Origin of the sequence: Pedobacter sp. (assembly GCF_965227205.1) — a bacterium.
Taxonomy (GTDB): domain Bacteria; phylum Bacteroidota; class Bacteroidia; order Sphingobacteriales; family Sphingobacteriaceae; genus Pedobacter.
Window position 1 is genome coordinate 1,786,542 of record NZ_OZ245727.1, and the last position, 12,090, is coordinate 1,798,631.

11 protein-coding genes are annotated in these 12,090 nt (G+C 33.5%); 3 read left to right on the forward strand and 8 right to left on the reverse strand.

Annotation, left to right across the window (positions count from 1 at the left end; translation table 11 throughout):
* Positions 1–93: 93 nt before the first annotated feature.
* The 6 genes from ACO05K_RS07695 to ACO05K_RS07720 form a co-directional block, all read right to left on the reverse strand.
* Entirely contained in the window at positions 94–636 is a 543-nt protein-coding gene (locus ACO05K_RS07695) for a hypothetical protein (RefSeq protein WP_421943864.1), read from the reverse strand.
* A 146-nt stretch (positions 637–782) separates the two neighbouring features.
* Entirely contained in the window at positions 783–1,289 is a 507-nt protein-coding gene (locus ACO05K_RS07700) for a hypothetical protein (RefSeq protein ID WP_421943865.1), read from the reverse strand.
* Positions 1,290–1,410: 121 nt separating this feature from the next.
* Positions 1,411–2,334: a tRNA (adenosine(37)-N6)-dimethylallyltransferase MiaA gene (gene miaA / locus ACO05K_RS07705; RefSeq protein WP_421943866.1), complete on the reverse strand. Its 924-nt coding sequence runs from the start codon at positions 2,332–2,334 to the stop codon at positions 1,411–1,413.
* A 2-nt stretch (positions 2,335–2,336) separates the two neighbouring features.
* Entirely contained in the window at positions 2,337–3,140 is an 804-nt protein-coding gene (locus tag ACO05K_RS07710) for a hypothetical protein (protein ID WP_421943867.1), read from the reverse strand.
* A 74-nt stretch (positions 3,141–3,214) separates the two neighbouring features.
* Entirely contained in the window at positions 3,215–3,577 is a 363-nt protein-coding gene (locus tag ACO05K_RS07715) for a hypothetical protein (RefSeq protein WP_421943868.1), read from the reverse strand.
* 54 nt (positions 3,578–3,631) lie between these two features.
* Complete coding sequence (locus ACO05K_RS07720) at positions 3,632–4,720, reverse strand: MBL fold metallo-hydrolase (protein WP_421943869.1); 1,089 nt, start codon at positions 4,718–4,720, stop codon at positions 3,632–3,634.
* 265 nt (positions 4,721–4,985) lie between these two features.
* Here ACO05K_RS07720 and ACO05K_RS07725 point away from each other — a divergent pair, with 265 nt between their 5' ends.
* Positions 4,986–5,996, forward strand: coding sequence for a LacI family DNA-binding transcriptional regulator (locus ACO05K_RS07725; protein WP_421943870.1), 1,011 nt, complete (start codon positions 4,986–4,988; stop codon positions 5,994–5,996).
* 5 nt (positions 5,997–6,001) lie between these two features.
* Here ACO05K_RS07725 and ACO05K_RS07730 read toward each other — a convergent pair whose 3' ends face one another.
* Positions 6,002–6,949 carry a helix-turn-helix domain-containing protein gene (locus ACO05K_RS07730; RefSeq protein WP_421943871.1) on the reverse strand — a complete coding sequence of 316 codons (948 nt, stop codon included), beginning with the start codon at positions 6,947–6,949 and terminating at the stop codon, positions 6,002–6,004.
* A gap of 148 nt (positions 6,950–7,097) precedes the next feature.
* Between ACO05K_RS07730 and ACO05K_RS07735 the strand changes: the two genes are divergently transcribed.
* Both ACO05K_RS07735 and ACO05K_RS07740 read left to right on the forward strand, forming a co-directional pair.
* Positions 7,098–9,164 (forward strand): TonB-dependent receptor plug domain-containing protein, encoded by a 2,067-nt coding sequence (locus tag ACO05K_RS07735; protein WP_421943872.1) that lies wholly within the window; start codon positions 7,098–7,100, stop codon positions 9,162–9,164.
* 18 nt (positions 9,165–9,182) lie between these two features.
* On the forward strand, positions 9,183–10,250 hold the full coding sequence (locus tag ACO05K_RS07740) for an HmuY family protein (RefSeq protein WP_421943873.1): 1,068 nt from the start codon (positions 9,183–9,185) through the stop codon (positions 10,248–10,250).
* 500 nt (positions 10,251–10,750) lie between these two features.
* Here ACO05K_RS07740 and ACO05K_RS07745 read toward each other — a convergent pair whose 3' ends face one another.
* A complete protein-coding gene (locus ACO05K_RS07745; RefSeq protein WP_421943874.1) occupies positions 10,751–11,995 on the reverse strand; it encodes an ABC transporter permease in 1,245 nt (414 codons plus the stop codon).
* Positions 11,996–12,090: the final 95 nt, after the last annotated feature.

The window sequence follows — 12,090 nt, forward strand, 5'->3', positions numbered from 1 at the left end:
ATTTGGTTTTCGGCTCAAAATAGCAATTAAAATATTAAAAAAATAAAAAAGCCCCGCAAAAATGCGAGGCTTTGATATTATATGATGATTTGATTATAATTTGAAATTGTAACCAATTCTTAAAGCATACTGTCCGGTTTTCATAAAATAAAGATCTGATGAACTATTATTTACGTAACCTTCGTATTTAACACCAACTTCTAAACCGTTATTCCACTCGTAACCAAGTCCGCCAGTATAGATAAAGTTCATGTTTGCGCCATCTTTCAATGCCAAACCTGTTCCAAGTCCTCCTGTTAAAAACATTCTATCAACTACAAAAGCTTTTACACCTCCCATTAATGGAATAAATTCGAAATTTAAAGGACTACCTTTCCATTTAAGTTTAGTATAACCTGCTGAAGCAGTTATTGCTACGTCTTTAGTTAAATCATATTGTAATTTTAAATCAGCACCGTAACCATAATCCATTTCTGATTTATCTGGAAATAATCCTCCTTGTACACCTACTCCAACTTTAAATGCCATACCATTATTGGTTGTCATTGTTGTAGTAGATGTTTGTGCCTTTAAACTGCCTGTCGTAAAAATTGCAATTGCTGCTGCCATTGCAAAAATCTTAGTAATTGTTTTCATGTTAGATTTTTTAAGTTATTTAATTAAGGTTTTGAGGTATATACGACAACTGACAGGAAATAGATTTTACAAGATTATTTTTCTTGAAATTTCAGAAACAAAAAAGCCCCTGATTACTCAGGGGCTTTCTAATCTTTTAGATTTTATTACAGTGAAAAACCGTAAGCTAAGCGAATACCAGCAAAACCTATACTTCCATTATTAGAATACCCTTCGTATTTTGCTGCAAGGTCTAATCCATTGCTCCAAGAATATCCAATTGCTGGAGAATAAACGAAAGCTGTTCCTGCTCCCTTATTCGTTCCAAAACCTGCCCCTAGTTCAGCTAAACCATACGCACCAGAACCTGATTCATCAAAGAAATATTTTGCACCAACTTTTACTGGAATAATACCGAAACTACCACCTCCATAACTATCTTTTATAGAAAAATTATTATAACCAGCAGTTACAGGAATAGATAATTGTTTATCTACATTAAATTGATACCTAAGGTCACCACCAATAACCAAACCATAGCCAGTTGTTGTTCCAGCTCCAACATTTAAACCTATTCCTAAATTTCTAGGAGCTGTTTGAGCATTTACATTTGTAGTAAAGAATAACGCTACAGCAGCTGCTGATGTAGCGAGGATTTTAGTAATTGTTTTCATTTTAAGATATTTTTTTGAGTTAATCAATTATATCTTCACATTTACAAACCCTGTGCCAAAGACATATTTAACCTACAAATAATAGACAAAAACGTCATATTTAATTCACAAATCTTTAGTTCTAATTAATTGAAACCATTTCTAAAATCTGTTGTTTTAAATGGTTAGTTTCTTGGTTTGCATTAAGCCAATTGATAGAAATCCCATCTTTTTCCATTTTCCTAAAAAAAGTATTTTGTCTTTTTGCAAACTGGCAAATCGCAGTTCCGAGTTTTAATTGTAACTCGTCAAAAGTCATTTCACCATTCAGGTACATCACGATAAACTTATACTCCAAACCGTAAAAAATTAAAGTATCCTTACTTACTCCATCCTTAATTAATTGTTCAACCTCTTCAATCATTCCATTTTTTAAGCGATAATCCAATCTTTTAAGAATATTTGAGCGTGTTATTTCAACTTCGTTTTTAAGGCCAACAACTAAAGGTTTAAATTTTGGATAATCTTCCTCTTCTAACGCATTATGATTTAAATATTCTGCAATTTCAATGGCCCTTATCAAACGTTTTTTAGATGATTTATCAACGTGGTTAGTCAGTTCTGCTTCGTAGGTTTCTAATCTAGTCACCAATTCTTCTTTAGGTAAACTTTCGAGTTCATTTCTGAATGCTAGATTTACAGGAATGGCTGTATAAGGTTGGTTTTGCAAAATCGAGTGGATGTACATTCCTGTTCCACCACAAAGAATTGGCAAATTCCCTGCTGAAGTTATTTTTTCAAAAGCTTTATAAAAATCCTTTTTGAAAGCATCAACATGATACCTTTCACCAGGTTCTAAAATATCTATTAAATGATAAGGAATGTTTTTATTGTTGATAGAATACTCTGCTAAATCTTTTCCGGTACCGATATCCATTCGCTTAAATATCTGGCGACTATCGGCACTAATAATTTCTCCACCAAGTGCATCAGCAACCTGAACGGCCAATTTGGTTTTGCCTGAAGCGGTAGCACCCAGAATAATCAATAATGGTTTTTCTTCCATGCTTAAAATTTCAAAATAAACTTAATGCTCCCTGTATTAAAAACTTTTTTACTCAAAGTTGAATCTGAAGTTTTAACTAAAGTCCGTTTAAAGTTCTCATCAATTTCAAAAATTTGTGGTTCAGTAAAAGAAACCTGCTCAAAACCTAATTTTAAATACGATGCACCAGCCGACCAATCTCTGTCTGCATAGCTCATCACATCATTTGGCTTAATATTTTCACGAACGTGAACAATTAGTTTAGATAATCCTCCGCTAACAGAAAAGCCAGCTTTTACGGCAAATCGTATTAATTCAATTGATTTATAGTTTTCTGAATGATTCATTTTTCTTAGAGCTGAAAATGTAGCAACGGCAACAAGTTCATCGTTAAAAAAAAGTCCGAATTTGTAGCGACTGCTAACAGCACCTTGTAGATGATTTTCGTTTAAAAAGGATTCGGCTTCTGGTTTGGTAATTTTAGAAACCTTAGTTTTTCTACCATGTATTCTGGCATTTTTACCTGCAAGCGATTTTATTCGTTCTATCACCTGGTTTGGCTTGTTACAAAAAACATCTTCCCAAAGATGAACCAGACTTAAATTATTATTGTAGAATTTTTGCTGAAGATTAACAAGTTTTTGAGAAGTAAAACTTGTATTGATACTTATGAGATTAAGAACAAGATTGCAATTTTTTATAAAGATTATTCTGAAATCATCCTCATAATTAAAATCATATTCAAAACCATTAGAACTTAATTTTAGAGTTAAATCTTCAATCCATTCAGCATTATTTCTTTCAAAAGTTTTTGGATAGATATTCAATTAACTTAAATTATTTGTAGCCGAGGTTATTGTTTCGGCTACAAATTTAGGTTTTTCCTATCGAAATATAGAGGTTAAACCCATTCCTTTTCTTTAAAATGGATATTAATGATTTCAATCATGGTTTCAATTTCTTTAAGCTTTTCATTATCCAGTTTACTTACAATCAAACCAGATTTTTCATCATCAAATTGAGATAAGTTTTGGTTCGATGATTGAAATTCCTGAACGTTAACTTTTGCTTCAACCTCTGCCCCATTAATGTAAACTCCTGCAAAAAAACGCTCAGTAACTTTTTCGCCGTTCGTTTCTATATTTTTCTCGCTATACAAATCGTAACCTGTTTCCGAATTTTCGTGTACAGTGTATCCTAAGGTTGCATAAGGTTGTAAGCCGGCACGTATGGTTTGAAAAATTTCTACAAGGTCAGTTTTCATAATTCTGTTATTTTTGAAATAAACAACACGAATCAACTATTGTTTAAATTTTAACTATAACCACCACTTTTCGTTTGCAGAAGTGTTTCCAATAACAATTGTTTCACCCAGTTTTGGCGTTATAATCGGGAATTGCTTTTCGTCAGCGGCTTTTGACACTCTTTCTATTGGTTCGTTCCACGGGTGCATGGCTAAACTAAATTTACCCCAATGTACAGGCATTAACACTTTAGCCTTTAAATCAATAGCTGCTTCAACTGTCTGCTCAGGAAACATGTGAATATAAGGCCAAAGTTCATTGTATTGCCCACATTCTAAAAGTGCAATATCAAATGGCCCAAATTCATTTCCAATGGCTTTGAAGTGAGTATCATATCCGGAATCTCCACCAAGAAAAAGTTTTGAGGAGGTTGATTGCAACACAAATGCCGACCAAAGTGTTTGATTACGTTTGAACTTTCTACCTGTAAAATGTCTTGCAGGTACAGCGGTAAAAGTTAATTTATCAAACAAATTAATAGATTGATTCCAACATAGCTCATTAATTTTTTCGGTTGATATTCCCCATCTTTCTAAATGGGCACCAACACCGATAGAGGTAACAATAGTTTTTGCGTTTGGAGCAATTTTTAAAATGCTTTGATAATCCAGATGGTCGTAATGGTCGTGGGTGATTAACAAAACATCGATATTTTTAAAATCTTCAGCTTTAATAAAATCAGTTCCTTTAAAGGCCTTACTTCCGATAAAAGAAAATGGTGATGGCGTTTTACTAAAAACCGGATCGACCAGCACACGAAAACCATCAATTTTTATAAGGTATGATGAATGTCCGAACCAGATAATTTCCGGAGCTGAACCTTGCTGCATATCATCAACCGCAGGTTTAATAAAAGTTAAGGCTTTTGATGGTATTTTATCGGGTTGTTTTTGGAAAAGGAATTCGCGAAGCACTTTAAAAAAACTAACACCTTCTGGTTGCATTAAAGTAACAGATAAGTTTTGCAAAGCACCATCCTTATAGTTTGATAAATGATGAATAGCATTAAGTCTGATCCCTTTAGGCAAACGACCAAAAACAGGAAGATTAGTTACAACAAAAAAGAATATTACAAGGAATATTAAAATATAAACCGTTAGCATAAAAAATAATAATGCGCAAAAGTAGATTAATTTCAGATTAATAAATGCTAGTTAAAAAAATCAATTTCGCCAGAAGAAATTTAATAGTAAATTGATTTACGCGACCTTAAATAATCGAAAAAGGCTTTGGAGATTAAATAACTGTTATTTAGACATTAAAATAAAATGAAATTTATCGAAAGAAATGCCTTTTAAAACTGCAAATTCGATTAATAAATTTTGTAATATTACATCGTAAAGATATTTCATATAGCTTTTAACCTAAATGCAATCGAAACCAACAACCATTAAGGAAATTGCCAAAATTTTAAATCTTTCACCATCGAGTGTGTCTAGAGGATTGCATGATCATCCGAGTATTGGCGCAGTTACCCGAGAAAAAATTAAAGAACTTGCCAAATCTTTAAATTACGAGCCCAACAACGCAGCCATTCTTTTCCAAAAAGGTAAAACTTATACAATTGGTGTTATTTTACCAGAACTCGCAGAACATTTCTTTTCTACAGCAATTTCAGCTATTGAAGATGAAGCCTTAAAAAGAAACTATACGGTAATCTTTGCACAATCTCATGATGATTTTGATAAAGAAATGAGGTTGGTTGATAAAATGAAAAATCAGCGGGTAGATGGTTTACTTGTTTCCATAACCAAAGATACTTCAACGTTTGATCACTTTGAAAAACTTAAAGCCTTCAATATTCCGGTAGTATTTTTTGATAGAATTCCGCCAGTGAAAAATGTACATTATGTAGCATGTACTTTAGAAAATGCAACCACAAAAGCGGTAAATTATTTACTTAAAAAAGGACACAGAACCATTGGAATGATTAACGGTCCATCGACATTGTTTGCAAGTGGCGAGCGTAAAGATGGCTACATGGAAGCAATTAATTTTAATCGACTTAAATTTGATCCATCACTTATTACCAATTGTGATCTTACTGAACAAGGAACAATTGAAGCTACTGAACAGCTTATTAACCACAAAAGAAAGCCATCTGCAATTGTAGCATTTAATGATTATGTTGCATTATTTCTGATTAAATACTTAAAAAAACAAAATTTAGCGGATAAAATCGACATTGTGAGCTATGCCAATTTGCCCCTAATGGATTATCTGGATTATTCGCCTATTGCATCTGTTGAGCAATATCCTTACTTACAAGGGCAAAAAGCAGCTAATATACTACTCGATTTGATTAGCAACCCAAATGCTGAAAATCAGGCATTTTACAACACACTTGTAGAATCTGATTTAGTAGTTAATGAAAAGTAGTTCCTTTAAGATTTTGCTAATTTTCCTTTATTAAGAATTCCTGGGAGAACATTGTATTTCTTTTTAAAGGCTGCTGTAAAATGCTGGGCATTTTTATAGCCGACCAAAAAAGCTACTTCGCCTACACTTTTTTGCTCATTAGATAATAAATGAAATGCATGTTCCATTCTTATCTCATATAAATAACCAAAAACAGTATTTCCAGTAATTTCTTTAAATCCCTTTTTTAATTTGTAATCGTTAATTCCAACCTTTCGGGAAAGCTCAATCAACGAGTTCGGAGATTGAATATTGGATTCTACAATCTGTTTTGCCTTTAGTATTTTATCAACATCATCCTGTTTCATAGAAAATGTTTGATTCTGCTCAGCTTTCGTGATAAAAAGAATTAGCAAGTCGTAAATTTTAGCTTCAAGATATATCTTTTTTATTTTCTGATTAATGTTCTTGCTGAATAAATCACCTAAAATTAAATTCACTTCCGGGTATAAATTCAATGATGAAAAATCAATCAGATTTTTGGAAAAATCATTCCCGGTTAATTTGCTATAATGTTCTTTTAGAAACTGTATGATAATGTATTCTGCTGTACCATCGAAACTGATTACGAAATGATTGAAATTACATTGAAAAACTGAATGTTCATTTTTGCTCAAAGAAGAAGAAGTATTAGTGCCTAAACTTCTATATTTCAAATTTCCGGCCATGCAGAAAACAAAAAGAATATTATCATTATTGGTTTCTAAAATAAATTCAGATTTTTTGAAAGCATGTATTTTGTTATAAGAAATTTGAACACCTTCTAAATAAATTTCTTCTCTACTATAATTGTATAAATCAGAAGTTAAATCATGCTTTTGCTCCCAAATATTAGCTTCATCAACAGTATTACTCAACATATTACTTTGATAAATAAGCCCGTTTGTTTCAAAATCTAATATTCTGGTGTTCATTTAATTTTATCTAAACCCTTACTACTAAAAAGATTATTTAGAATAATTCTTAATAATCCGTTTCACGTTATAAATTATCCGTATGGCGTTATCCGCTTTGTTTGATTATGCACAAATTTGCACAATTATTTATAATTAGTCTAAATTAATGAAAATATATTTATCAGCCGTTTTAAGTTTACTTGCATTTTCTACTTACAGTCAAGACGTTAAGGTGGATACAACTGGTTCCAAAAACTTAAAAGAAGTTGTAATTACCGGGCAATATGGCCCGCAAACATTAAAAAACTCAGTTTACAACATCAGAACGATTAGTGCCGAACGCATTAGACTAAGAGCCGCAACAAACATCCAGCAGGTGCTGAATAAAGAATTGGGTTTTAGGTTTACTAACGATTTAACTTTGGGAACTACGGATGTTTCTTTAATGGGAATGACAGGCAGAAATATTAAAATATTATTGGATGGTATTCCGATGGTAGATAGATCTGATGCCAGGGAAAGTTTAGGTCAAATAGACATTAATACGGTAGAGCGGATCGAAATTGTTGAAGGTCCGATGTCGGTTATTTATGGTACAGACGCTTTGGCAGGCGTTATTAATATCATCACCAAAAATGCCGGCAAATCTTTATTGAGCATAAATGCCCGTGTTCAGGAAGAAACTGCAGGCCAAGAATACGAAGCCTTTAGTGGAAAAGGTTTACACAACCAAAATTTAAATGTTAGCTGGCAGAAAAAAGGTTGGAGTGCAATCGTAGGTGCATCTCACAACGACTTCGGCGGCTGGAACATGGCACCTAAAACTGCTTTTTTACAAGAATTTAATGCCTGGAGAAATCAATGGAAACCAAAAGAGCAATGGCTTGGAAATACCAAAATTGGTTACAGAAATGAAAATTTTAATATCTGGTATCGTTTAGATGGGTTAAAAGAAGATATTGATGCCCGCTTTGGGATTAATCCAAATACTTACATTGGTAAACTTGCAACTTATACTACCAAGAGGTACACACAGCAATTACAATCTGAATGGAAAATTAGCACAAATTTACAGCTAACGGCTGTTGCGGGTTATACTGACTTGCAAAGATCTACAAGAACAGTTAATCATAATTTCACTAATAATACAGAAACTTTAACAACCGATGCTGGAGAGCAAGATACTGCGAAGTTTAATGCAACAATCTACAGAACAACAGCAATTTATAAACTGAATGATAAAGTTTCTTTTCAACCAGGTTTTGAATATAACAGAGATGCAGCATCTGGACAAAGAATCAGCGGTAGCCCAGTTATAAACGATTACGCCCTATTCATTTCATCAGAAATTAAGCCTGTAGAAGGAATTGCATTGCGCCCGGGTTTACGTTTTATAAAGAATTCAATTTATGATGCGCCTTTAATTCCATCTTTAAACACAAAATTTAGCTTAACAAAAACTTTAGATTTACGTTTAGGCTACGCCAGAGGTTTTAGATCTCCAGCACTTAGAGAACTTTACTACAATTTTGTTGATGCAAGCCATAACATTTACGGCAATCCGAATTTAAAGGCTGAAGAATCAAATAGTTTTAATGGTTCGGTGGCTTGGTCAGGCATTGCAACAAGCGACGTTCAGTTTCGCTCTACCCTAGCAGGATTCTTCAACAAATTCAAGAACAAAATAGATTTTGGTACCGATCCTTCAAATAATTCAATTACAACATTATTAAATATCAGCAATTTTAAAACAACTGGCGCAACCTTAGATAATACTTTCATTTATAAAGATTTACAGGCAAATGTTGGTGTTTCATACATCGGCTCTTTCCATACTTATTCAGAATCTTCAACATTTACTGATAAGAAAATAGTATGGTCGCCAGAGGTTACAGCGAATTTAACTTATACCATTACCAAGATTAACGGAAATGTAAGTTTCTTCTATAAGTATACTGGCGAAAAATTAGGTTTTCAAACCGATCCTACCAATCCAGCGGCTTACGTACCAACAAAAATATCTGCTTTCAGCTTTGCTGATTTAATGCTTAGCAAGAATTTCTATAAACGCTTTACGCTTAATGCAGGTGTAAAAAACATTTTCAATGTTACACAATTAAATAATACGTCAACTGCTTCTGGTGGTGCACACAGCACAGGTGGAGAATCGATTCCATTAAGCTATGGTCGTTCTTACGTTTTGGGCTTAACATTTAACTGGAATAAAAACTAATTAAAATTAAAAAGAAAGATGAATAAACTTAACTCGATTATTGCAATTGCCTTATTGGCAGTAACTTTTACAGCTTGTAAAAAAGATGGTGAAGAACCTGTTATTGTTGCGCCGCCATCAGATGGTAGCACCTTAACATTAAATGGATTAATTGCGGCAGAAACCGGAAGTGCGGCAGGCAATAGTGTTTACGTAGATTTTAGTACAGATAAACAAACTTCAGTTGATAGAGATAGTTGGGATTTGGGTTTTGCCGCCGGTTCTGATTTCAAAGTTATTCTAAATTCTACGAATGGTGCATCAGCACTTATCGTAAACAAAACAGATTTGAACGCTGTAACAGCTGCAGATTTCGACCTAAATGCGCTTAAAGTTGGACAAGGAGGTGGAAACTTTACGATTATTGATGATGGTAGAGAAACCAATATTTTAAATAAAACGGCTATTGCAGTCGTTTCTGCAACTGATGCTGATAATAAAGTTTATATAGTTAACAGAAAAGGTGGTTCTAACACTGTTTTAACTAATGATGAACTGTACAAAATTCGCGTTTTAAGAAAAGGAACTGGCTATACTTTGCAATATGCAAAATTGAGTGCTACAACTTTTTCTAGTTTAGACGTTGCTAAAAACGCTGAAAGCAATTTCCAATATGCTTCTTTGGTTAAAGGAACTGCTGTAACTGTTGAGCCAGCAAAAGCAAGTTGGGATATTGTTTGGGGGTACAGCATGTATTGGACAGCAGCCGGAGCTACTCAACTTCCATACGCTTTTTCTGACTTAGTTTTTATTAATAATATCGGAGGTGTTACAGTTGCTCAGGTTTCTACAGCTACTAAAACTTATGCTGCATTTGCGGAAGCTGATGTTACAGGCATTACTTTTTCTTCATCAAGAGATGTAATCGGTTCTAACTGGAGAAACACTACAGGTGCTGCAATTGGTGTTAAAACTGATGTTTTCTATGTAGTTAAAGATGGCTCAGGAAATGTTTACAAATTAAAATTCAACAGCTTTATATCAAACGATGGTGGAACACGCGGGAAACCAGTTATTGAGTATAAGCTAGTTAAAAAAGGTGCTTAAGTAACCTTATAAAATTATGTTTTGTTAGTTGGATAATTGGCCCGCCGCGATGGTGGGCCTTATCTTTTTATGATCTATCGTCATTCCCAATTTAATTGGGAATCTTAAAGCGATTTGTATAATGCTTTAGAATTCCCGCCTTCGCGAGAATGACGATAAAACGAAATAATATATTTTGAACTTTCGTCATTCCAAATATAATTGGGAATCTTAAGGCGATTTGTGTAACGCTTTAGGATTCACGCCTTTGAGAGAATGACGAGAAAACAGAATAATATATTTTGAACGTACGTCATTCCCAATTTAATTGGGAATCTTAAAGCGATTTGCATAACGCTTTAGGATTCCCGCCTTCGCGAGAATGACGATAAAACGAAATAATATATTTTGAACGTACGTCATTCCCAATTTGATTGGGAATCTTAAAGCGATTTGCATAACGCTTTAGAATTACCGCCTTTGAGAGAATGACGGGATAATCTCTTCAATTTTATGTATCTCTAACTTCTAATTGCTTCTACAGGATCTAATCTTGATGCGGAATAAGCTGGCCAAAAACCTGATATTGTTCCGATTATTACCGAAATACCTATACCTAAGGTAATGTTGTTGAGTCCTAGAATAATGTGAAAATCTGTTATCGCACCAATTGCCAAGGCAAGTAAATAAACCAATAGTAAGCCTAATAATCCACCTAAAATACAAAGTAGAATAGCCTCAAAGATGAATTGGAGTAGAATAAAATATCGCTTTGCGCCTAAAGATTTTTGAATCCCGATAATATTAGTTCTTTCTTTAACAGATACAAACATGATATTGGCTATACTAAAGCCACCAACTAAAATAGAGAAACCACCAATTACCCAACCGGCTAACTTTACAACATCGAACATTTTATCTAATTGGTTAGATAAAATAGTTGTTTTATTCAATGCAAAATCATCTTCCTGATTTGGTCTAAGTCTGTGGATAGAACGCATTACACCTCGCAATTCACTTTCAACTTCTTCTAAAGAAACATTTTCTGAACCTCTAACCGTAATTTGAGGGTTGTAACGCTCATTCTGGATATCCAATATTCCTTTTGCAAAGTTTATCGGAACATTTACGCTTTTATCAAGTGAAGTTCCGAGCATATCCTCACCTTCTTTAATAAAAACGCCAATAACAGTTACCCTTCTACCTAAAATTTGTACTTGCTTTCCAACCGGATCATCACTACCGAACAAACCTTCAGCAATTTCAGCACCAATCAAACAAACTGGTGTACCGTTGTTATTTTCGTTTTCGGTAAAATACCTTCCAGCTTGTAATTCAAAGTTCCAGGTTTTATTAAAATCTTGTGATGCCGCAGAAATATTTATACCTTCTACCGAGCCACTTCTATATTTAATGGTTCTGTTACCTGTAGAAATTTCGAATGTAATGCCATCAGCATTTCCCATTCTTTCTTTTAAGGATTGAAAATCTCTGATTGATGGTTCCGGACGATTTACATATTTCCACCAGGGATAATTATCTCCAAAACTCCATGGCCATTTTTGCACATAAATAGTATTTGAACCTAATTTATCTACGCTCGCTTGTAATTTCCCTCTAAAAGTATCAACTCCTGAGAAAACAAAAATGATTACAAAAATTCCAATGGTAATCGCTAAAAGCGATAACATTGTACGTAATTTATTTTGTCGCAACGCATCAAGTGCAAAACGAAAACTTTCACCAATTAGCCTGAAGATTATCATAATTAGAGTTTAGACACAAAGATGTATAAAAGGTTACAGCTATTTTAAACTTAAAATTACATTATTTAAAATTGACTCTAAACATTCAAAAATCA

Coding starts and splice junctions, on each gene's coding strand:
- ACO05K_RS07735 (WP_421943872.1), top strand. CDS start 7,098: ATGAAAATATATTTATCAGCCGTTTTAAGTTTACTTGCATTTTCTACT.
- ACO05K_RS07715 (WP_421943868.1), bottom strand. CDS start 3,577: ATGAAAACTGACCTTGTAGAAATTTTTCAAACCATACGTGCCGGCTTA.
- ACO05K_RS07730 (WP_421943871.1), bottom strand. CDS start 6,949: ATGAACACCAGAATATTAGATTTTGAAACAAACGGGCTTATTTATCAA.
- ACO05K_RS07725 (WP_421943870.1), top strand. CDS start 4,986: ATGCAATCGAAACCAACAACCATTAAGGAAATTGCCAAAATTTTAAAT.
- miaA (WP_421943866.1), bottom strand. CDS start 2,334: ATGGAAGAAAAACCATTATTGATTATTCTGGGTGCTACCGCTTCAGGC.
- ACO05K_RS07695 (WP_421943864.1), bottom strand. CDS start 636: ATGAAAACAATTACTAAGATTTTTGCAATGGCAGCAGCAATTGCAATT.
- ACO05K_RS07745 (WP_421943874.1), bottom strand. CDS start 11,995: ATGATAATCTTCAGGCTAATTGGTGAAAGTTTTCGTTTTGCACTTGAT.
- ACO05K_RS07740 (WP_421943873.1), top strand. CDS start 9,183: ATGAATAAACTTAACTCGATTATTGCAATTGCCTTATTGGCAGTAACT.
- ACO05K_RS07720 (WP_421943869.1), bottom strand. CDS start 4,720: ATGCTAACGGTTTATATTTTAATATTCCTTGTAATATTCTTTTTTGTT.
- ACO05K_RS07700 (WP_421943865.1), bottom strand. CDS start 1,289: ATGAAAACAATTACTAAAATCCTCGCTACATCAGCAGCTGCTGTAGCG.